Annotated in this window: 23 protein-coding genes; 17 read left to right on the top strand and 6 right to left on the bottom strand. The window is 58.8% G+C overall.

The annotated features are described in order from the left end of the window. Positions 1-17: 17 nt before the first annotated feature. The 5 genes from rsmE to metK all read right to left on the bottom strand — a co-directional run bounded on the left by rsmE (position 18) and on the right by metK (position 5,121). On the bottom strand, positions 18-749 hold the full coding sequence (rsmE, locus tag B3B59_RS03295) for a 16S rRNA (uracil(1498)-N(3))-methyltransferase (protein ID WP_040078396.1): 732 nt from the start codon (positions 747-749) through the stop codon (positions 18-20). Positions 750-844: 95 nt separating this feature from the next. Continuing rightward, positions 845-1,552 (bottom strand): deoxyribonuclease I, encoded by a 708-nt coding sequence (endA, locus tag B3B59_RS03300; protein WP_040074085.1) that lies wholly within the window; start codon positions 1,550-1,552, stop codon positions 845-847. A 93-nt stretch (positions 1,553-1,645) separates the two neighbouring features. Further along, positions 1,646-2,143 carry a SprT family zinc-dependent metalloprotease gene (locus tag B3B59_RS03305; protein ID WP_040074086.1) on the bottom strand — a complete coding sequence of 166 codons (498 nt, stop codon included), beginning with the start codon at positions 2,141-2,143 and terminating at the stop codon, positions 1,646-1,648. A 60-nt stretch (positions 2,144-2,203) separates the two neighbouring features. Next, entirely contained in the window at positions 2,204-3,601 is a 1,398-nt protein-coding gene (gene galP, locus B3B59_RS03310) for a galactose/proton symporter (RefSeq protein WP_040074087.1), read from the bottom strand. 365 nt (positions 3,602-3,966) lie between these two features. Then, positions 3,967-5,121 carry a methionine adenosyltransferase gene (gene metK, locus B3B59_RS03315; RefSeq protein ID WP_040074088.1) on the bottom strand — a complete coding sequence of 385 codons (1,155 nt, stop codon included), beginning with the start codon at positions 5,119-5,121 and terminating at the stop codon, positions 3,967-3,969. Positions 5,122-5,543: 422 nt separating this feature from the next. Between metK and B3B59_RS20535 the strand changes: the two genes are divergently transcribed. The 4 genes from B3B59_RS20535 to speB all read left to right on the top strand — a co-directional run bounded on the left by B3B59_RS20535 (position 5,544) and on the right by speB (position 9,080). Next, on the top strand, positions 5,544-5,687 hold the full coding sequence (locus tag B3B59_RS20535; protein WP_422393496.1) for a hypothetical protein: 144 nt from the start codon (positions 5,544-5,546) through the stop codon (positions 5,685-5,687). 94 nt (positions 5,688-5,781) lie between these two features. After that, positions 5,782-5,913: an acid stress response protein YqgB gene (gene yqgB, locus B3B59_RS03320; protein WP_154298976.1), complete on the top strand. Its 132-nt coding sequence runs from the start codon at positions 5,782-5,784 to the stop codon at positions 5,911-5,913. An 8-nt stretch (positions 5,914-5,921) separates the two neighbouring features. Beyond that, positions 5,922-7,898: a biosynthetic arginine decarboxylase gene (gene speA, locus B3B59_RS03325; RefSeq protein WP_072039477.1), complete on the top strand. Its 1,977-nt coding sequence runs from the start codon at positions 5,922-5,924 to the stop codon at positions 7,896-7,898. A 261-nt stretch (positions 7,899-8,159) separates the two neighbouring features. Further along, a complete protein-coding gene (gene speB, locus B3B59_RS03330; RefSeq protein ID WP_040074090.1) occupies positions 8,160-9,080 on the top strand; it encodes an agmatinase in 921 nt (306 codons plus the stop codon). A gap of 3 nt (positions 9,081-9,083) precedes the next feature. Here speB and B3B59_RS03335 read toward each other — a convergent pair whose 3' ends face one another. Continuing rightward, entirely contained in the window at positions 9,084-10,295 is a 1,212-nt protein-coding gene (locus tag B3B59_RS03335) for an MFS transporter (protein ID WP_286808222.1), read from the bottom strand. A 406-nt stretch (positions 10,296-10,701) separates the two neighbouring features. Between B3B59_RS03335 and B3B59_RS03340 the strand changes: the two genes are divergently transcribed. From B3B59_RS03340 to B3B59_RS03400, 13 genes are all read left to right on the top strand, one after another. Further along, complete coding sequence (locus tag B3B59_RS03340; RefSeq protein ID WP_013098654.1) at positions 10,702-11,025, top strand: Rieske (2Fe-2S) protein; 324 nt, start codon at positions 10,702-10,704, stop codon at positions 11,023-11,025. Then, positions 11,022-11,330 (top strand): recombinase-like helix-turn-helix domain-containing protein, encoded by a 309-nt coding sequence (locus tag B3B59_RS03345; RefSeq protein ID WP_212476512.1) that lies wholly within the window; start codon positions 11,022-11,024, stop codon positions 11,328-11,330. Before B3B59_RS03340 ends, B3B59_RS03345 begins: the two co-directional genes overlap by 4 nt. Before the next feature lie 10 nt (positions 11,331-11,340). Further along, positions 11,341-12,363 carry an aromatic ring-hydroxylating oxygenase subunit alpha gene (locus B3B59_RS03350; RefSeq protein ID WP_040074096.1) on the top strand — a complete coding sequence of 341 codons (1,023 nt, stop codon included), beginning with the start codon at positions 11,341-11,343 and terminating at the stop codon, positions 12,361-12,363. Next, positions 12,363-13,112: an SDR family oxidoreductase gene (locus B3B59_RS03355; RefSeq protein WP_046887140.1), complete on the top strand. Its 750-nt coding sequence runs from the start codon at positions 12,363-12,365 to the stop codon at positions 13,110-13,112. Before B3B59_RS03350 ends, B3B59_RS03355 begins: the two co-directional genes overlap by 1 nt. Before the next feature lie 12 nt (positions 13,113-13,124). Continuing rightward, positions 13,125-13,913, top strand: a complete 789-nt coding sequence (locus tag B3B59_RS03360) for an IclR family transcriptional regulator (RefSeq protein ID WP_040074098.1) — start codon at positions 13,125-13,127, stop codon at positions 13,911-13,913. 78 nt (positions 13,914-13,991) lie between these two features. Continuing rightward, positions 13,992-14,918, top strand: a complete 927-nt coding sequence (locus B3B59_RS03365; protein WP_046887139.1) for a VOC family protein — start codon at positions 13,992-13,994, stop codon at positions 14,916-14,918. Further along, positions 14,915-16,102, top strand: coding sequence for an NAD(P)/FAD-dependent oxidoreductase (locus B3B59_RS03370; protein ID WP_286808083.1), 1,188 nt, complete (start codon positions 14,915-14,917; stop codon positions 16,100-16,102). Before B3B59_RS03365 ends, B3B59_RS03370 begins: the two co-directional genes overlap by 4 nt. Positions 16,103-16,127: 25 nt before the next feature. Next, positions 16,128-17,384, top strand: a complete 1,257-nt coding sequence (locus B3B59_RS03375; RefSeq protein ID WP_286808084.1) for an MFS transporter — start codon at positions 16,128-16,130, stop codon at positions 17,382-17,384. Between the two features lie 10 nt (positions 17,385-17,394). Then, complete coding sequence (locus tag B3B59_RS03380; protein WP_207292376.1) at positions 17,395-17,925, top strand: cupin domain-containing protein; 531 nt, start codon at positions 17,395-17,397, stop codon at positions 17,923-17,925. 9 nt (positions 17,926-17,934) lie between these two features. Next, positions 17,935-18,705 (top strand): alpha/beta fold hydrolase, encoded by a 771-nt coding sequence (locus tag B3B59_RS03385; RefSeq protein WP_286808085.1) that lies wholly within the window; start codon positions 17,935-17,937, stop codon positions 18,703-18,705. After that, positions 18,689-19,483, top strand: coding sequence for an SDR family oxidoreductase (locus B3B59_RS03390; RefSeq protein ID WP_286808086.1), 795 nt, complete (start codon positions 18,689-18,691; stop codon positions 19,481-19,483). Before B3B59_RS03385 ends, B3B59_RS03390 begins: the two co-directional genes overlap by 17 nt. Before the next feature lie 9 nt (positions 19,484-19,492). Continuing rightward, positions 19,493-20,263, top strand: a complete 771-nt coding sequence (locus tag B3B59_RS03395; protein ID WP_286808087.1) for an aspartate dehydrogenase — start codon at positions 19,493-19,495, stop codon at positions 20,261-20,263. Positions 20,264-20,272: 9 nt separating this feature from the next. Continuing rightward, positions 20,273-21,742, top strand: coding sequence for an aldehyde dehydrogenase (locus B3B59_RS03400; RefSeq protein WP_286808088.1), 1,470 nt, complete (start codon positions 20,273-20,275; stop codon positions 21,740-21,742). Positions 21,743-21,748 lie beyond the last annotated feature (6 nt).

Raw genomic sequence — 21,748 nt, forward strand, 5'->3', positions numbered from 1 at the left:
TCTTCTCCGTTAATGCTTCAACCCAGATCGCCAAATCGCACCTGAAGTGCGGTAATGGCAGTGAGTGCAGTCGTCTCAGTACGCAGAACGCGTGGCCCCAACAGAATATCAGTAAACTGATAGCGCGCGGTCATGGCGATTTCATCCGCTGACAGCCCGCCTTCCGGGCCAATCAGCAACCGTACGCGCTCAACCGGTAGCGGCAGGGTATTGATGCTGGCGCTGGCGCGCGGATGCAGGTTGAGCTTAAGCCCTTGCTCCTCTTCAGCGCACCAGGCTTCGAGATCCATCGCCGGGCGGATCTCCGGGACGCGGTTGCGACCACACTGTTCACAGGCGGCAATCGCGATTTTTTGCCACTGCTGAAGCTTCTTGTTCAGCCGTTCAGCATCCAGTTTAACGCCGCAACGCTCAGAAAAAAGTGGCGTAATGAGGCTTACACCCAGTTCGATCGATTTCTGGATAGTGAATTCCATTTTTTCGCCACGCGACATCACCTGGCCCAGGTGAATATGCAGCGGAGATTCACGATCATCCATTTCGCCGCGCACAACGCGCACCAGCACGCTTTTTTTATCCGCGCGGGTAATTTCCGCCTCAAAAACTTGATTCGAGCCATCGAAAAGCTGAATCGCCTGGCCTGCGCCCATGCGTAATACGCGGCCGACGTGGTTCGCCGCATCGTCAGAGAGGGCAATTTCGCTGCCAGCGGTAATCAGGTCCGGGTGATAGATGCGAGGAGTGCGCATAGTCAGAAATTCCATGTGTCATACGGTGATGCAGACACGCCTCCAGGCCCTGGCCTGAAGGCGTGTCTGTCTAAATCAGTTGCCGCTAGTGTAGGTTAGCTCTTTTGCGCCTGGCAAGCGCGCTGCACGTAAGGGTTGTGATTCCCCTGAACTTTTGCAATGCGTTCGTCGCGCTGGCACTCCCACGGGGAGACCGGGTAAAGCTTGTTCCAGGCGTTGAACAGCTGGGTTTGCTGGCGAGAAAGAGTGAGGTTGTAGCGGTCACGCATATAGAAATAGGTCCGGGCAATGCTGCCCCGTGCCCGGGCTGGCGGCTCGGCGACTTTCTCTTTGAAATCGACCTTCATGGCGCACTGGCCATATTGACCTTCACCGCCGTTCCACTGACTGTACATAAAGTTGCCGCGATCGCCGTTAACTTCGCCCACCGCGGGCTGCAGGTTGTGCATATCACTCTCTATCTGGCGATAGACGGGGTCTTTAGCGCAGTTTTTGCGTCCGCCGTCCTGCCAGCACTGCCGCTGGTGGCCAAATTGCCATGCCGGGACTACGTGTTCCCACTCAATACGGCTGGCCCGATTCTCGTTTTTGCGAACCTTGTAGCCACAGGACTCAAGGTCGACGACCCCTTTTTTGCCCTGCCAGTTAATTTTACAGCCACAGTAAAAATCACCGGGCACATCGGCGTTAATCTTCACGCCGGCGGTTTTGGCCTGAGAGAAACTGTGAATACCTTCGGCCAGCGCGTGACCAGAGACCGCGGCAGCCAGAAGGGCAACCGCGAGAGAGTATTTACGGTACATCGTGAACTCCGTAGTAAAACGAGCCCGCAACGTAGCGAATGTTGTTCTTGTATGCAATCAGTCAGATCAGGAATGTTCCTGAATGTTCGCAGTCTATTCTGCGGTTAGCGCCTCGCCACACTTTACGCAGCGGTAAGTCGCTTCGCCGCGCACCACCCGGTTATGGCGGCGTACGGTCAGCTGATGCTGCTGGCACGCGCAGCGATAGGGGAAGGTATTACGGCGTACAGAATCCAGCTCGAACTGGTGGGTGCGGCGCGCCGGGACGCCAAGGACGCTCTCCATCATCCACTTCCACTCTTTACCATGAGGGGCAACGCGACCGAAATGTTTCCAGACCAGCAGATGGGCCAGTTCATGCGGCACCACTTCATCGATAAAGGCTTGCTGATTTTCCATCATAAGCACCGGATTAAGGCGGATCTCGTATGGCTCAAGCCATGCGGTACCAGCCGAGGTGCCACGCTGCTGATAAACCAGCTTCGGTTCCGGATAACTGCGCCCCAGCTTCAGGTTGGCCTGGGCGAGTTTTTCCCGCAGGCTGCGCATAACGGCTTGCTGGATAGCGATGGGAAGACGGGGTGTTTTCATAGGGGCAGAGCATAAAGCGGGAGGCGGGGAGGCGCAATAGCCATCCTCCCCGTTTGAAGATTAGTCGTGAGCGCCGATTTCGCGAAGCTTACGTCCTTTCATCAGGTTACGTTCGATGTGTTCTAGCGAGACGTGTTTGGTCTCAGGCACCAGCCACAGGGTCAATACAATGAACAGCACGTTCAGACCGCCATAAACCCAGAAGGTATTGGCATTGCCCAGCGTATTGAGCATGGTCAGGAAGGTTGCGCCGACGATCATGTTCGCAATCCAGTTGGTGGCGGTGGAACAGGTGATACCGAAGTCGCGGCCTTTCAGCGGCTGGATTTCAGAGCACAGTACCCAAATCAGCGGACCGGCGCTCATTGCGAAGCCAACGATAAACATCAGCAGCATCGCTACGGCAAAGTACTGCGCGGTCGGTGAGTTGATACCCATGTGCATCATGGTACCCAGCACGCCCATACCTACCGCCATGACCAGGAAGCCCAGCGTCAGGGTCGGTTTACGGCCCCAGCGGTCAACCAGGCCGATGGCGATAAAGGTCGCCAGCACGTTAGTCAGCCCGACGATCACCGTTCCCCACATCTGCTCGGTGGTATTGGTATAACCCGCCAGTTCAAAGATTTTTGGCGCGTAGTACATGATGACGTTCATACCGGTGAACTGCTGCATGACCTGGAGCAATACCCCCAGGAAGACGGCCCGACGGAAGTTGCTGTTCTCTTTAAACAGCGCCCAGCCGGACTGTTTTACCTTCAGACTTTCGCGGATCTCTTCCAGTTCATTTTTGGCTTCGGCGCTGGTGTCTCGCAGACGTAACAGCACCCGTTCCGCATCGTGGAAGCGGCGTTTTGCGGCGAACCAGCGTGGGCTATCCGGCAGGAAGAAGACCCCGATCAACAGCAGAATCGCCGGGATGATAATGACGCCCAGCATCCAGCGCCATGCGCCGCTGTAGCTGAACGCGGTATCGGACAGATAGGCACCGAGGATACCGATGGTAATCATCAGCTGATACATAGAGATCATGCTGCCACGAATTTTTTCCGGCGCAATTTCAGAGAGGTAGAGCGGGGCGGTATAAGAGGCTACCCCTACCGCCAGACCCAGTAATACGCGGGAGAGGATCAGCACTTCCACATTGGGTGCGGCGGCTGAAAAGAGTGAACCGGCCACGAAGAGGATCGCCCCAATCATCAGGCTCTTTTTACGCCCGAGTTTGAAAGAGAGCCAGCCGCTGCCGACGGCGCCCACAGCGGCGCCAAACATCATTGAGCTCACTACCCACTCCTGGGTGTGGGCACTAATTTTGAATTCATCGGTGATGAAGGGTAATGCACCGGCAATGACGCCGATATCCAGGCCAAATAGCAATCCTGCCAGGGCTGCAAGGAAGCAGACGAAAAACGTCATGGCTTTATTGGACGTACGCCCCTGTTTTTTATTGTCAGGCATTATGCCCTCCAGTTGGGTTATCAATTTTATCGATGTAAAGGGTAGGTTATTAGATCGTGAAGTTATGTGATACAGGTCACATTGGTGTAATCGGTTACACCGGATCGCGATCGTAAAGTAAATTAAGACTTTGAAAATATAGAGTTAAAATAGTTGATGCGCATCGTATTTGCGCCAGTTTCAGACTTAACCTAAAGGGGATGTAACAGCAGAAGAAAGGGATTCATGCAAAGAGAATATTCTGAAAGCGCTGCCGATGACAGGTGGTGTAAACGGTTTCATGTTGTGTTGACAACGTCATAAAGTCAGGGCAGAACGATAAAAAAAGGCCAGCGCGAGGCTGGCCTTGAAGAGAGGTCGGTCGTTTATTTCAGACCGGCTGCGTCACGCAGCAGGGCTGCTTTGTCGGTTTTTTCCCATGGGAAATGTTCGCGACCAAAGTGACCGTATGCTGCGGTCTCTTTATAGATTGGGTGCAGCAGATCCAGCATCTGAATCAGGCCGTATGGACGCAGGTCGAAGAACTCGCGCACCAGCAGAGTCAGCTGTTCGGAAGGCACTTTTTCGGTACCGAAGGTTTCCACCATGATGGAAGTCGGTTCAGCCACGCCGATTGCGTAGGAAACCTGAATCTCACAGCGGTCAGCCAGACCAGCGGCAACGATGTTTTTCGCCACATAACGTGCCGCGTACGCTGCGGAACGGTCAACTTTAGACGGGTCTTTACCGGAGAACGCGCCGCCGCCGTGACGAGCCATGCCGCCGTAGGTATCAACGATAATTTTACGACCGGTCAGGCCACAGTCACCCATTGGGCCACCGATAACGAAACGGCCAGTCGGGTTGATGAAGAATTTGGTCGCGGAGTTCAGCCATTCGGTCGGCAGAACGGGCTTGATGATCTCTTCCATCACCGCTTCTTGCAGGGATTTCTGATCAATATCTTCCGCGTGCTGGGTAGAAAGAACAACCGCATCGATGCCAACAATTTTGCCGTCATCATACTGGAAAGTTACCTGGCTTTTCGCATCCGGGCGCAGCCACGGCAGGGTGCCGTTTTTACGCACTTCAGCCTGACGCTGCACCAGACGGTGGGCGTAAGTCACAGGTGCTGGCATCAGCACGTCGGTTTCGTTGGTTGCATAGCCGAACATCAGGCCCTGGTCGCCCGCGCCCTGTTCCAGCGGGTCAGCACGGTCAACGCCCTGGTTGATGTCAGGAGACTGTTTGCCAATCGCGCTCAGTACGGCGCAGGAGTTGGCATCAAAGCCCATATCAGAATGCACATAGCCGATTTCACGCACCGTGTTACGGGTGATCTCTTCAATATCAACCCATGCGCTGGTGGTGATTTCACCGCCAACCAGAACCATGCCGGTTTTGACATAGGTTTCACATGCAACGCGGGCTTTTGGATCCTGTTCCAGGATCGCATCCAGCACCGCATCGGAGATTTGGTCAGCAATTTTATCAGGATGTCCTTCTGATACAGACTCGGACGTAAACAGGTGTTTTGCCATGTTTTATTTCACCTAAGGAGAATTTAGTTAGCTCAAACTGTCGTGTGAGGTCGTTATAGCGGAGTTTTCCGCCAGAACGTGCAGGTAGTGACACTGGCAGTCTGAGTGTTAATCAGTATGGATGGATTAACATCTGGACGGCTATTTTAGGTCACTTCTTCGCCCCATTTCCAGCTTTTTTTGAGATAGCTCCCACTACGTTGAAAACCCGACTGGAAATTTTTCCGGACACCACTGGCAATGCGCATATTTATATTTTGCTTTTTACCCATCTTCTCGGTATAAAACGCCGCGCACGGCTTCGACATAATAGCGCTCGATGATCTCATCGGGACGCCACTTCCAGCCGGGTTAAGCAGTGAACTTTTCGCTTTGGCTTGTGGGTCTGTCTTTCGGGGCGCCCGTGGAGGTGATTCAAGATAATGAACCGTCGTTTTCTGCCTTGTCAGTCCCGCCTTTCTGGCCGGAGTGCACTCCCCGTTCTCTACAAATCTATTCTGCAAACCTGCCGATGTTATACCCATCTCGGCGCTTCTCAGGATTCCAGGGCCGGTTACGCTTTGTGAAGTCTGAACAAGGGCGCTCTTGTTAATACAAGAGTTTTCTCGTGGTTTCGCCGAACCTTGTCATACTTAGTTCGGTTACGTGTTTTACAATGATATGAACAAGAAACCGGTCGCACGGCCCGGCTTCCAGCATTCTGTGCTGGAAAACTGGTCGGTTAATGGGTTGTTATCGCAGTTTAACGCTGCGATAGTAGTCAACTGTTTTACACTTTTTAGTAAGAGTTGAGGTTCGCAATGTCTGACGACATGTCTTCATTTTCGCCTTCGTCAGCAGGCGAACAGGGTGTACTACGTTCTATGCAGGAGGTTGCGATGAGCTCCCAGGAAGCCAGCAAGATGCTGCGCACATACAATATTACGTGGTGGGGTAACAACTACTACGACGTCAACGAACTGGGTCACATCAGCGTCTGCCCGGATCCTGACGTACCGGAAGCGCGCGTCGATCTCGCCCAACTGGTGAAAGCACGTGAAGCGCAGGGACAGCGTCTGCCTGCTCTGTTCTGCTTCCCGCAGATCCTGCAACACCGTCTGCGTTCCATTAACGCCGCGTTTAAACGCGCCCGTGAATCCTACGGTTACAACGGCGACTATTTCCTGGTTTATCCAATCAAGGTTAACCAGCATCGCCGCGTTATTGAATCCCTTATCCACTCCGGCGAACCGCTGGGGCTGGAAGCCGGCTCTAAAGCCGAGCTGATGGCTGTACTGGCGCATGCGGGCATGACCCGCTCGGTGATCGTCTGTAACGGCTATAAAGACCGCGAATACATCCGTCTGGCGCTAATTGGCGAGAAGATGGGCCATAAGGTCTATCTGGTCATTGAGAAGATGTCCGAAATCGCTATCGTGCTGGAAGAGGCCGAGCGCCTTAACGTGGTACCGCGTCTTGGCGTGCGTGCCCGTCTGGCGTCTCAGGGCTCCGGCAAATGGCAGTCCTCCGGCGGCGAGAAATCCAAATTTGGCCTGGCGGCAAACCAGGTGCTGCAGCTGGTAGAGATCATGCGTGAGCATGGTCGTCTGGACAGTATTCAGCTGCTGCATTTCCATCTCGGTTCGCAGATGGCTAACATCCGCGACATCGCCACCGGCGTGCGCGAGTCGGCCCGTTTCTACGTTGAGCTGCATAAGCTGGGTGTGAATATTCAGTGCTTTGACGTGGGCGGCGGCCTGGGTGTGGACTACGAAGGTACGCGCTCCCAGTCGGATTGCTCGGTGAACTATGGCCTGAATGAATACGCTAACAACATCATCTGGGCGATTGGCGATGCGTGTGATGAGCACGGTCTGCCGCACCCGACCGTGATCACCGAATCGGGTCGTGCCGTTACCGCACACCATACGGTGCTGGTCTCGAACATTATCGGCGTTGAGCGCAACGAATACACCGAAGCGACCGCGCCGGCGGAAGATGCCTCGCGTGCGCTGCAGAGCATGTGGGAAACCTGGCAAGAGATGCACGAGCCGGGCACGCGTCGTTCGCTGCGTGAATGGCTGCACGATAGCCAGATGGACCTGCATGATATTCATATTGGCTATTCGTCCGGGGCGTACAGCCTGCAAGAGCGTGCCTGGGCAGAGCAGCTTTATCTGAACATGTGCCACGAAGTGCAGAAGCAGCTCGATCCGAGCAACCGTGCGCACCGCCCGATTATCGACGAACTGCAGGAGCGGATGGCGGACAAAATGTACGTCAACTTCTCGCTGTTCCAGTCGATGCCGGACGCATGGGGTATTGACCAGCTGTTCCCGGTCCTGCCGCTGGAAGGGCTGGATCAGGTACCTGAGCGCCGTGCGGTGCTGCTGGATATCACCTGTGACTCAGACGGTGCCATCGATCACTACATCGACGGTGACGGGATCGCCACTACCATGCCAATGCCGGAGTACGATCCGGAGAACCCGCCAATGCTGGGCTTCTTTATGGTCGGGGCGTATCAGGAGATCCTCGGTAACATGCACAACCTGTTCGGGGATACCGAGGCGGTGGATGTCTTTGTCTTCCCGGATGGCAATGTAGAAGTAGAGCTCTCTGACGAGGGCGATACCGTGGCCGATATGCTGGAGTATGTCCAGCTGGATCCGAAAAAACTGCTGACTCAGTTCCGCGATCAGGTGAAGAACACCGGTCTGGACGATCAGCTCCAGCAGCAGTTCCTGGAAGAGTTTGAAGCGGGTCTGTACGGCTATACATATCTGGAAGACGAGTAAGTGAACCTCCCTCTCCCTGTGGGAGAGGGTAACAGACCGCTGGGCGTGTGATGCCCGTTTATCGGGCCCGGGAATGTAGGCCCGATAAGGCGAAGGCGCCCTCCGGCAGGATGCTATACTCACTTGAACCCGTATGGATTACCGGCGATAATTCGCCCCAATATGCGATTTACGAATCAATCCCTTCCTCGTCGGGTTTAACGACGCGGAGGGGATTTTTTTTCATCTTTTTTAAACATCGACGTAAAATGAGGTCAGGACATGAGCACCTTAGGTCATCAGTACGATAACTCTCTGGTATCTAACGCGTTTGGTTTTTTACGCCTTCCGATGAACTTCCAGCCGTACGACAGTGACGCGGAGTGGGTGATCACCGGGGTGCCATTTGATATGGCGACCTCTGGTCGCGCGGGTGGCCGTCACGGCCCGGCGGCGATCCGTCAGGTCTCCACCAACCTTGCCTGGGAACATCACCGTTTCCCGTGGAACTTCGACATGCGTGAGCGCCTGAACGTCGTGGACTGCGGCGATCTGGTGTATGCCTTCGGCGACGCGCGTGAGATGAGCGAAAAGCTGCAGGCCCACGCTGAGAAGCTGCTGGCTGCCGGTAAGCGCATGCTCTCCTTCGGCGGCGACCACTTCGTAACCCTGCCGCTGCTGCGCGCCCACGCTAAACACTTCGGTAAAATGGCGCTGGTGCACTTCGATGCGCATACCGACACCTATGCGAACGGCTGTGAATTTGACCACGGCACCATGTTCTTCACCGCGCCGAAAGAAGGGTTAATCGACCCGAACCATTCCGTGCAGATCGGTATCCGTACCGAGTTCGATAAAGACAACGGTTTCACCGTGCTGGATGCCTGCCAGGTGAACGATCGCGGCGTGGACGACATCATCGCCCAGGTGAAGCAGATCGTTGGCGATATGCCGGTGTACCTGACCTTTGATATCGACTGTCTGGATCCGGCGTTTGCACCGGGTACCGGTACGCCGGTCATCGGCGGGCTGACCTCTGACCGCGCCATCAAGCTGGTGCGCGGCCTGAAGGATCTGAACATCGTGGGCATGGACGTGGTGGAAGTCGCACCGGCTTACGATCAGTCCGAGATCACCGCCCTGGCTGCGGCGACCCTGGCGCTGGAAATGCTCTACATCCAGGCGGCGAAAAAGGGCGAATAACCTTTACGCGCTGAGTGCTGCTGCGCGACGCATGCGCAGCAGCAACACGCCCCCCGCCAGCAGGGTGATCGCCTGCGACACCACCAGCACCGAAAAGCCAGAGCTCACCGATCCCATCGATTTCATCACCATCCCCATCAGCAGCGGAATAAAGGCGGCGCAGAGATTGCCGATCCCATTAATAATGCCGTAGGCGCTACCGACCGCTTCTCGCGCCGCGTGATGCTGGATCACCGCAGGAATGGCCGCCCCCTGAAGCCCCCAGAAGATATTTGCCGAGAGCATAAACAGCGCAAGCCACAGCGGCTGGTGGCTCAGCATCAGCGCGATGACGGACAACGCCGTTAGCAAGCCGCCTACCACAAACAGCACCGGGGCCTGCTCCGGGCGCATTTTGTCGAGCAGTACGCCGCCGAGAAACTTAGAGCCAAGGCTTAAGAGGAAGGGGACCGCGGCAAGCAGCCCGGTTGCGTGCAGCGAGAAGTGATGCTCATCGCGCAGCCAGGCGGGGAGCCACGCGCTGCTGCCCCAGAGATAGCTCAGCGTGGCGATTTCAACCAGCAGGATCAGGCCGAGCAGTGGCGTTTGCCAGGCGAGGGTAAAGGTCTGCATAAAACCCGGTTTTTGGATGGTCGTCACCTCGCGCGGCGCGGGCAGAAAATGCCAGATCGCACCGCCGCCCAGCACCAGGTTGATCGCTGCCAGGGCATAAAACGATCCGGCCCAGCCGAGGTGCGCCATCAGCCAGGTAATCAGCGGAAAGCCCACCGCCAGCCCCAGCGAAACGCCCAGCGCGGTGACAGCGTTGGGTTTGCCGATCTCCTCTGCGCAGAAGTTATCGCTGATAAAGCGGGTTTTCAGCGAAAAGAGCGGCCCTTCGGCAACGCCTAAAATCACCCGCGCGATGAGCATTCCCATCAGCGAGCCGAGCAGCGGTGAAATGGCACACACCGCTGCCCAGATGGCAATGCTCATTAACAACCCCTGGCGATAATGGAATTTGCTTTCAATAACCGGCGTTAAGAGTAACGCGGAAAAACCATAGCCCAGCAGAAAGCATGTCATTAGCATTCCCTGTAACATTCTGTTTTCATTTAACTGAAAGTGTTCGGCGAACTCCGGGTTTAAAATCATCACCGAAATATTAACCCGGTCGACATACGAAATAATAATTAGCAATAACAGTGCTATCGTACCTTGCCATCTTGCCGTCATCATGCTCGCCTTATTGATTGATTTTTTATAAATGTGATTGTCACGCAAGTAAAATGGTTCACCAGTGAAACTCGTTGTTTATAAACAATAAAATAAAAATAAGTTTCACAGGTGAAACTCCGCGCGCATCCCTTTTATTTATTTCTAATGACGAATGATAAAATTAGTCAATAACTTTTGGTGAATATTTACGACCATTACTAAAACGTATTTCCTCACGCCTAAATAATGAAAATTTCATATCGCTGCATTTTTTCGTGATCCTTTGCACACTTAGTTAATTAATTGTCTTTTGGTTAACAAATTCGTCACATTGTCGCTTGACGAAAGATTCATCGCTTTTATATTGACCGTATTAAATAAGAAACAGAGTTTCATATATGAAACAAAAGCCTGGAGGATCGCGATGAGCTGGATAGGCGTATGTGACGCAGAACAAGTACAGGAAGATTTCCCTTTTAGCGGCAACGTCGAGGGTAAAGAGATCGGCGTTTATTTAATTGACGGTGAATATTACGCGCTGGAAGACGTATGTCCGCACGCCTACGCGCTGCTAAGCCAGGGTTTTGTGGAAGACGGCAAAGTAGAGTGCCCGCTGCATGAGGCGGTTTTTGACGTAAAAACCGGCCAGTGCCTGCATGGCCCTGGCGGTCGCAACCTCAACCGCTACCCGGTTCGGGTCTTTGAAAACCAAATCCAGATTACCTTTGTCGAGGAGACCGTGGCATGAGCGAGACCCTGAATTTTAACCCGGCGCTGCCGGAAAGCCGCCAGTTTACCCCTCCGGCAGAGGGCGGTAACGGCGCCATCCACAAGCCGGGCGAATACCCGAACATTATCTGGCAGACCCGCAGCCGCGAGCCGGAAAACTGGGAGCTGCACCTTATCGCCACCCTGGAAGAATTGTTTGAGCAGGGGGCGGAAACCCTGCCGGAGCTGGTGAACGGTCTGAACGCCGCACGCCTGCACGACCAGCAGGGCGAGCCCTGGAGCGAGAACAGCTTCCAGGCATTCTTACAGGTTAACGGCTACTGAGGACAACGCGATGACGACTCCCGTACAACACTATCTTGATAAAGGTCTGCGCGGCCTCTGGTATCCGGTTCTGGCGAGCTGGGAAGTGCAGTCTGCGCCGGTGGGTATTACCCGTCTCGGCGAGCAGATTGTGGTCTGGCGTAACAAAGACGGCCAGGTGCAGGCGCTCGAAGATCGCTGTCCACACCGCGGCGCGCGGCTGTCGATGGGCTGGAATCTCGGCGACCGCATCGCCTGCTGGTATCACGGCGTGGAAGTGGCGGGTAACGGCGAGGTGAAAGATGTACCCGCGGTGGATAAATGCCCGCTGGTCGGCCAGCAGTGCGTCCGCAGCTACAACGTGCAGGAGGCGCACGGGGCCATCTTCCTGTGGTTCGGCGTTACCGCTGACCAGCAGCCGGATGAACTGAGCTTCCCGGATGAACTCGCCGACACCGACAATTTCAGCAACTTCCTCTGCACCGCCGGGTGGAAATGCAACTACCAGTACGCGCTGGAAAACGTGATGGACCCGATGCACGGCACCTATCTGCACTCGTCGTCGCACTCGATGGCGGAAGGGGACCGCAAGGCGGAGATGGTGCTGCAGCCGACCAAAACCGGCTTCATCTTTGAGAAAAAAGGGCAGAGCGGCATCAACTTCGACTGGGTGGAGCTGGGCAACAGCGGCACCTGCTGGATGCGCCTCTCCATTCCTTATAAGAAGCGTTTCGGGCCGGGCGGCCACTTCTTTATCGTCGGCATGGTGGTGCCGGAAGATAACGACAACTGCCGCGTCTTCTTCTGGCGTATCCGCCGGGTGCAGGGCTGGCAGCGTGACATGTGGCGCTTCATGTACCGCAACCGCCTGGAGAAACTGCACTGGGAAGTCCTTGAGCAGGACCGCGTAGTACTCGAAAGCCTCGCCCCAAACGCCCGCGACCATGAATACCTGTACCAGCACGACGTCGGTCTCTCCCGCCTGCGCCGCATGATGCAAAAGGCGGCGAAAGAGCAGCTGGCGATGCGTGAAGAACAGCAGGGAGCCGCCTGATGAACGGCCTGCTGAACGGGAAGCGCATCGTCGTGACCGGCGCCGCGCGCGGGCTGGGCTATCACTTTGCCAAAGCCTGCGCAGAGCAGGGGGCGGCGGTGGTGATGTGCGACATCCTGAAGGGCGAGCTGGCCGAAAGCGCGCACGGGCTGCGTGAGCAGGGCTATGCGATCGAATCCCACATTATCGATCTGGCCGATCCGCACGCCATTGAGCAGGTATTCAGCGCCATCGGCGAGCAGGGCCAGATTGACGGGCTGGTGAATAACGCAGCCATGGCGACCGGCGTGGGGGGCAAAAACATGCTCGATTACGATCCGGATCTCTGGGATCGGGTGATGAGCGTCAACGTCAAGGGCACCTGGCTGGTGACGCGCGCCGCCGTGCCGCTGCTGCGTGAGGGGGCCGGGATTGTGAACGTCGCTTCCGACACCGCGCTGTGGGGCGCACCGCGCCTGATGGCCTATGTTGCCAGCAAGGGCGCGGTGATTGCCATGACCCGTTCGATGGCCCGTGAGCTGGGTGAAAAACGTATCCGCATCAATGCCATCGCGCCGGGATTAACCCGCGTCGAGGCGACCGAATATGTGCCCGCCGAACGCCATCAGCTCTACGAAAATGGCCGCGCGTTAACCGGCGCGCAGCAGCCGGAAGATGTGACGGGCAGCGTGGTCTGGCTGTTAAGCGATCTGTCGCGGTTCATTACCGGGCAGCTGATTCCGGTCAACGGCGGTTTTGTCTTTAATTGAGGCCTGGTGAATATGGAAAACGATCGTGAAGTGAAATATCTCGTGCCGGGGCTGGAGCGCGGTCTCCAGCTGCTGTTGGCCTTCGGCGAGCAGCACCGCGATCTGACCTTTGCCGAGCTGCACCGGCTGGTGGATATGCCAAAAGCGACCGCCTATCGCGTGGTGCAGACGCTGGAATACATGGGCTTTCTGGAGCGCAACGCGCGTACCAATACCTTCTCGCTCGGCATGAACGTGCTGCGTCTGGGCTTTGAGTACATCGCCTCGCTGGACGTGGCGCAGGTCGGCCAGCCGGTTATTGAACAGTTGCGCGACGTCAGCCAGTGCAGCAGCCATCTGGCGATCCGCGACGGGCGCGACATTATTTACGTCGCCCGCGTCAGCGCAGCCGGTTCGCGCATCAACCAGGTAAGTATTGGCACCCGCCTGCCGGTGCACTGCACCTCGCTTGGCCGCATGCTGCTGACCGATATTTCGCGCGCTGACTTTGAACACCTGTTCCCGCACGAGCGCCTGCCGGGCAACACGCCGGGGCAGCTTCACGACCGCGAAGCGCTGTGGCAGATGGTGCAGCAGGACAAAGCCCGCGGCTACGTAATTGGTGAATCTTTCTTCCGCCACGGCATCTCCTCCATCGTCTATCCGGTGTATGACCGCAGCGGACGGGTGGCGGCGGTGGTCAGCATTCTGGTGCCGTCGGAGGAGATCCCCCGGACCGACCGCGAGCGCCTGCAAAACGAGGTCCGTCTGGCGGCGGATAAAATCTCTGGCTTCTTAGGATATTTGTCACAGGCCAGTTAAATCAGTGAGTTAACGTCAGGCGCTTTGCTGCGTCGGGCATGTTTTACGCCCAATTTGGGCCAGATGAGGCAACGAACGATGAGTGTAACCGGAATTGAAAAGCTGGAATTTGGCGTTGATAACCTGACGCACTGCGCCAAATTTATGCGTGATTTTGGCCTGACGGGCGATGCCAGCGGCCAGCGTTTTACCACCCTGAGCGGCGCGCGCGTTGAGCTCAACCCGATTGACAGCCCCGACCTGCCGCCGGCGTTTGAAGCGGGCAACACCCTGCGCCGCATGACCTGGGCGGTGGCGACCCAGGACGAGCTGGATGCGTTGCGCCCGAAGCTGGCGCAGCAGCCCGGCTTTCGCCAGGTGGGGGACGCGCTGGAGTGTCTTGATCCGAACGGCATGACCCTGCGCGTACAGGTGAGCCAGCAGGTGCCGGTTGAGCTGAACGTCGAGCCGATTAACCAGTGGGGCGACGCCCGCCGCATCGACACGCCAAGCCCGGTGTACGACCGCGCTCAGCCGATCAACGTTGGTCACGTGGTCTTCTTCGTCGAGGAGCTGGCGGCAGTAGAAAAGTTCTACCGCGAGGTGCTTGGCTTCCAGGTTTCCGACCGCTACATCAACCGCGCCGTGTTCCTGCGCTGTGGCCCGCGTGGCGGCCATCACAATCTTTTCCTGCTCCAGTTGCCGAATCGCAAGCGCGGCCTGAACCACGTCGCCTTTACCGTGCGCGACATTCACGAGGTGATTGGCGGCGGCATTGCGATGAATAAAAACGACTGGAGCACCTTTATCGGGCCGGGCCGCCATCCGGTGTCGTCCGCCTACTTCTGGTACGTCAACAGCCCGACCGGCGGTGCGTTTGAGTACTACACCAACGACGACTACCTGACCGAAAACTGGCAGCCGCGCGAGCTGGAACACTCCCTGATCTCCTTTACCGAATGGGCAGTAGAGGGCGGGATTGACCATGACACGCGCCGGCAGCAGAAAAAGCCGGAGGCAGTATGACCTCGCGCATTGTCATTATCGGCGGCGGCCAGGCGGGCGGCTGGGCGGCGAAAACCCTGCGCGACGACGGCTTTGACGGCGAGATTTGCGTGGTGGCGGAAGAGGCGTGGGATTTTTATGAGCGCCCGCCGCTTTCAAAAGCCGCGTTGCTGGACGCCGATGCCGCGCTGCCGCGCCTGTTTGCTGAAGAGGCCCAGCAGGCGCTGAATCTGACCTGGTACCGCCCTTTACGCGCCACGCAGATCGATCGCGCCGCGAAAAAGGTACATTTAAGCAATGGTGAGCTTCTTAGTTACAACATCCTTTTAATTGCGACCGGTGGGCGGGCGCGTCTGCCGGGCGAGGCGTGGGGAAAACATCCGCAGGTCTACACCCTGCGCCACTGGCAGGACGCGCAGCACCTGAAAACGCGTCTGGCGCAAAGCAACACCCTGGCGATTGTCGGTGGCGGCTGGATCGGCCTGGAGATTGCCGCCTCGGCGCGCAAAAGTGACGTGGCGGTTACGCTGTTCGAGCAGCAGCCTGCCCTGTGCATGCGCTCGGTGAGCGGTGAGGTCTCCCGACAGCTGGAGAAGATCCACCGCGAGCAGGGCGTGGATATCCGCACCGGCTGCGGCGCGCTGGAGCTTGACGATCACAACGGTCTGCCGGTGATCCATTGCGACGGCAAACGCGAAACCTTCGATGCGGTGGTAGTGGGGATCGGCGTTGATCTGAACCTTGAGCTGGCCCGCGACGCCGGGCTGAAGACCGACCGTGGGATCGTGGTGGACGCGCAGGGGCGCACGTCGGATCCGGCCATCTTTGCCGCGGGCGATGTCGCGCAGCATCACCACTACGGGCTGTGCATCCAGTCGTGGGCCTTCGCCCAGAATCAGGCGGTGGCGACGGCGAAAGCAATGCTTAACCCCGACGCGCCGGGCTACGACGACGCACCGTGGCTGTGGTCGGATCAATATCAGCACAACATCCAGATCCTCGGCATTCCGCAGCCTGGCGGCAAAACTGTCGTTCGTGATAACGCGCTGTTCTTCTCGCTGGACGACGGCGGCCGGTTGACGCAGCTGGTGGCCTTTAACGACGCGCGTACCGTCAAGCTGGCGAAGCGCTGGATGGCGGCGGGTCGAGACTTATCGGACGTTCCGCTGAGCGACCCGGCCTTTTCACTGATGTCACTGCGATAGCTAACCCGCACCCGTAGGGGGAGACATGACCACATTCGAGACCAACGCCGCGCCCGCAGAGGCGAGCGGCGAGGGAACCCGCACGCCTGAAAAAGCCGTACGCTGGGCTATCCCGCTGTCGCTGCTGGCCTGCGTGCTGCTGGCGTTTTTCGACAAAATCAGTATCGCAGCGCTCTTTTCCGATAGCCATTTCCAGCAGGCGATGGGGATCAATTTTGACACCACGCGCCTCGGCATCCTGATGAGCGCATTTCTGCTGAGCTACGGCTTTTCATCGGTTCTGCTCAGCGGGCTGGGGGACAAAATCCCGCCGCTGCGCCTGCTCACCGGGATGATGGCGGTGTGGTGCGTACTGATGGTGGCGATGGGCTTCACCCATAACTACACGGTGATGATTGTTCTGCGCATTCTGCTGGGCATCGCCGAAGGGCCGCTGTTCCCGCTGGCGTTCGCCATCGTGCGCCATAACTTCCCGCAACATCTGCAGGCGCGCGCCACCATGCTGTGGCTGCTCGGTACGCCGGTGGGCGCGGCAATTGGTTTCCCGCTCTCCCTCTGGCTGCTCAACACTTTCGGCTGGCAAAGCACCTTCTTTGTCATGGCGATGCTCACCGTGCCGGTTCTGATCTTTGTACGCATAGGCCTGCGCGGTATTCGCCTCGACGTGAAACCAACAACTACGCAGGCATCACGGGACGAGCGGCGTGCGGCGCGGCGCGAGCTGTTTATCAGCCCGCACTTCTGGATAATCTGCGTCTTTAACGTCGCCTTTCTCACCTATCTGTGGGGGATCAACGGCTGGCTGCCGGGCTACCTGATCAAGGGCAAGGGCATTCATCTGGAGCACGCGGGCTGGCTGTCGTCAATGCCGTTTATCGCCATGCTGGCGGGCGAAGTGATTGGCGCCTGGCTTTCGGACCGCGTCGATAAGCGGGCGGCGGCCTGTTTTATCTCCATGGCGGGGGCAGCCGTCGGGCTGACGGCGGTGATGCACCTTGATACGCCCCTGACGATTATCGCGGCGATGAGCTTTAGCACCTTTATGTGGGGCACGGGTGCGCCGAACATTTTCGCTCTGCTGGCGAAGGCTACCCATCCCCGGGTGAGCGCGACGGCGGGCGGCATTTTCAACGGGCTGGGAAACTTTGCGGGGGCGTTGTCGCCCGCGGTGATGGGGGCGCTTATCGCCTTCACCCACAGCATGGATTCCGGGCTGATTTTTCTGGCGGTGATGGCGGCGGTGGGCTGCGTCCTGTTACTGCCGCTGCTGAGACGTTACTGAGGAGAGTGTCATGACTGATTCAACCGTAACTGCAAAACCGGGCATTAAGCCTGACCATCTGACCATGGAAGAGTGGGTCGAGTCGCGCATTGCGCGCTTTGAAGGCCGCAAGTACGACTGGAACGCCCTGAAGTTCCAGGCCGACTATGACCCGAAATACCGCCGCGCGCAGATGCGCTATATCGGCACCGGCGCAACCGGCGTGGCGAACGACACCAATACCGTTCAGGCCGACCACTTCACCTTCTCCACCATGGTACTGCCGTCGAAGTGTGAAGGGCCGCTGCACCTGCACGACGACGTGGAAGAGGTCTTCTTCATGCTCAAAGGGCAGATCACCCTGATGATTCAGGACGGCGACAACTACACCGAAACCGTGCTGCGCGAGCGCGACCTGATCTCCGTTCCGCCAGGCATCTACCGCGGGCTGTTTAACCACGGCGAAGAAGAGGCGCTGATGTGCGTAATGCTGGGAACCAACAAGCCGGAAGTCCCAACCTATCCGGCCGATCATCCGCTCTCTAAAGTGAAGCGCGGGTAAGGAGGCGGTATGACGGGCTTTCGCGAACAGGGAAGCGGCACGCCGCTGATGCTGCTGCACGGTATCAGCTCCGGTGCGGCCTCCTGGCATAAGCAGATGGCGCTGAGCGGTTTTCGCGTGCTGGCGTGGGACATGCCCGGGTATGGCGAAAGCCCGATGCTCTCGACCGAACGCGCGAACGCGGGCGATTACGCCGACGCGCTGGCGGCGATGCTCGATCGCGCGGGCGTCTGGCAGACGGTGCTGGTCGGGCACTCGCTGGGGGCGCTGGTTGCCAGCGCCTTTGCCGCGAAGTTTCCGCAACGCGTGCTGCATCTGGTGCTGGCGGACGCGGCGCAGGGCTACGGCCAGGCCGCGCCGGAGCAGCGCGAGCAGGTGTGGCGCAACCGCGAGCAGCAGATCGCGCTGGGCGGCGACATTCTCGCCCAGACCCGTGCGGCGAAACTGCTGCGCCCCGGCGCGCGCGCGGAGGATATCGCGACCGTTGCGGCGGGCATGCGCGCCCTGCGCCCGGAAGGCTATCTCGCCGCTGCGTGGATGCTGGCCCACGACGATATCCACGGCTGGCTGACGCGCTATTCGGGCACCTTTGAAGCCTGGTGCGGCGAGCAGGATGCCATCACCCAACCCGAGCAGGTGCAGGGGCTGGCGCTGCGCTACGGCATGCCGTTTACCACTATTCCCCAGGCCGGGCACGCCAGCTACCTCGATAACGCGGCGTTTTTTAACCAACAGCTTTTACGTATTCACCAGGAGATAGGCGATGAATGCACACATTGACGGTCGCGTAGCGGTAGTCACCGGCGGATCGTCCGGCATTGGCTTTGAAACGCTGCGCCTGCTGCTGGGCGAGGGAGCAAAAGTGGCCTTCTGCGGCCGCGATCCGGACCGGCTCGCCAGTGCGCACGCCGCGCTGCAAAACGACTACCCCGACGGGGAGATCTTCGCTTACCGCTGCGACGTGCTCAACGCCGATGAGGTGCAGGCTTTCGCGCAGGCGGTTCAGGCGCACTTTGGCGCGGCGGATATGTTGATCAACAACGCCGGGCAGGGCTACGTGGCGCACTTTAACGACACCCCGCGCGAGGCGTGGCTGCACGAAGCCGAGCTGAAACTGTTCGGAGTAATCAACCCGGTGCAGGCGTTTCAGCCTCTGCTGGAGCAGTCCGATATCGCCTCGATTACCTGCGTCAACTCCCTGCTGGCGTTGCAGCCGGAGGAGCACATGATCGCCACCTCCGCCGCCCGCGCCGCGCTGCTGAATATGACGCTGACGCTCTCTAAAGAGCTGGTGGGCAAAGGTATTCGCGTCAACTCCATTTTGCTCGGCATGGTGGAGTCCGGGCAGTGGCAGCGCCGCTTTGAAAACCGGACGGATAAAAGCCAGAGCTGGCCGGAATGGACGGCGGATATTGCGCGCAAGCGGGGTATTCCCATGGCGCGCCTCGGCAAGCCGCAGGAGCCCGCACAGGCGCTGCTGTTCCTCGCCTCGCCGCTGGCCTCGTTTACCACCGGTGCCGCGCTGGACGTTTCCGGCGGCTTCTGCCGTCACCTGTAAGGACGCATCATGAAAAAAATCATGTTAATTGGCTTTGGCGCGATGGCGCAGGCGGTAATTGAGCGCCTGCCTGATGGCGTCAGCATTGGCTGGATCGTGGCGCGCGAGGCTCACCACGAGGCCATTCGCGCGCAGTTCGGCGGTGTGGTGGCGGCGCTGGCCTCGCCGGCAGACTGCGCTGAAGCGCCCGATCTGGTGCTGGAGTGCGCCAGCCAGCAGGCAGTGGCGCAGTACGGCGAAGAGATACTGCATCGCGGCTGGCATCTGGCCGTGATATCCACCGGCGCGCTGGCGGACAGCGCGCTGGAACAGCGTCTGCTCAGCGCGGGCGGAAAACTCACGCTGCTCTCCGGCGCGGTGGCGGGCATCGACGGGCTTTCCGCCGCCAGAGAGGGCGGCCTGGAGCGTGTTACCTATCGGTCACGCAAAAGCCCGGCCAGCTGGCGCGGCAGCTACGCCGAGCAGCTTATCGATCTTAACGCGGTGTCGCAGGCGCAGGTGTTCTTTGAGGGCAGCGCCCGCGAGGCGGCGCGGCTGTTCCCGGCTAACGCCAACGTGGCGGCGACCGTGGCGCTCGGCGGCGTCGGGATGGATGACACCCGCGTGCAACTGATGGTCGACCCGGCGACGACGCGCAACACCCATACGCTGCACGTCGAAGGGCTGTTTGGTGAGTTTCATCTGGAGCTGAGCGGCTTGCCGCTTGCCAGCAATCCCAAAACCTCGACCCTGGCGGCACTGAGCGCGGTGCGCGCCTGCCGCGAGCTGGCCCTGAGCTGAGGAGTCACGATGGACGATCTGAAGATTTTTATCGGTGGCCACTGGCGCCACGGCGGCGGCAACCTGATGCAGAGCCAGTTCCCGGCGGATGGCTCAATCAACGCGACGCTTAACGCCGCAAGCCTGGACGATCTGGAAGAAGCCATCGAGGCAGGCGAACGCGCGTGGCGCGATCCGGACTGGCGCAACCGCCTCCCGCACATGCGGGCGAAGATCCTGCACAAGGTGGCCGATCTGATTGAATCCCGCGTCGATGAACTGGCGCAGATGCAGAGCCGCGATAACGGCAAGCCGCTGGCGGAAGCGCGTGGCCTGGTGATGAGTGCGGCGGGCACGGCGCGCTATTTCGCCGCCGCCTGCGAGCTGCTGGAAGGCGAACTGCCCACGCCGCGCCAGCCCGATCTCCTGACGCTGAGCCGCTACGAGCCACTCGGCGTGGTGGCGGCCATCACGCCGTGGAATTCACCGATTGCCAGCGAAATGCAGAAGGTTGCCCCGGCCATTGCCGCCGGAAATGCGGTGATCCTCAAACCTGCCGAGGCCACGCCGCTGATGGCGCTGGAGCTGGCGCGTATTTTTGAACAGGCCGGGCTGCCCGCCGGGCTGCTGAGCGTGCTGCCGGGCAAAGGCTCGGTGATTGGCGACGCGCTGGCGCGCCACCCTCGCGTGCGGAAAATTTCCTTTACCGGCGGCACGACCACGGGGCGGCATCTGGCGCACGTGGCGGCGGAAAAGCTGATCCCGGCGTCGCTGGAGCTGGGCGGGAAATCCCCGACCATCGTGCTGGAAGATGCGGACGTCGAGCAGGCCGCGCGCGGGATCTGCTACGGCATTTTCAGCTCAGCGGGGCAGGCGTGCATTGCCGGTTCACGGCTATTTATCCACGAGAGCATTTACGCTCCGCTGATGGCGCGGCTGCTGGAGCTCACGCGCGGCCTGCGCGTCGGGCATCCGTTTGCCGACGGTACGCATATCGGGCCGCTGATTAACGACAAACATCGCCAGAGCGTGCAGGCCTACGTAGAGCTGGCGCAACGCGAAGGAGGCCGCGTGCTGTGCGGCGGGGAGATCCCGGCCGATCCGGCGCTTGCCGGCGGAAGCTTCTTCCAGCCAACAATCATCGAGGGTCTGACCAACGCCGCCCGCGCCTGTCAGGAGGAGATCTTCGGCCCGGTGCTGGTGGCGATGCCGTTCAGTGACGAGGCGGCGCTGATCCGCGAGGCCAACGACTCGGTGTACGGCCTGGCGGCGGGCATCTGGACGCGCGATACCGGACGTGCCCTGCGCCTGAGCGAGCAACTGGAAGCGGGCACCGTGTGGATCAACACCTACAAAGTGTTTGCGATTTCGACCCCGTTTGGGGGCTTTAAAGAGAGCGGTCTGGGCCGCGAAAAGGGCATTCAGGGGCTGAAAGCCTGGATGCAGCAAAAGAGCATTTATCTGGCGACGGGTAATAGCGTCAACCACTGGTGCGACTGAGAAAGG

The sequence above is a fragment of the Leclercia sp. UBA2479 genome, assembly GCF_002341985.1.
Lineage (GTDB): Bacteria > Pseudomonadota > Gammaproteobacteria > Enterobacterales > Enterobacteriaceae > Enterobacter > Enterobacter pneumoniae.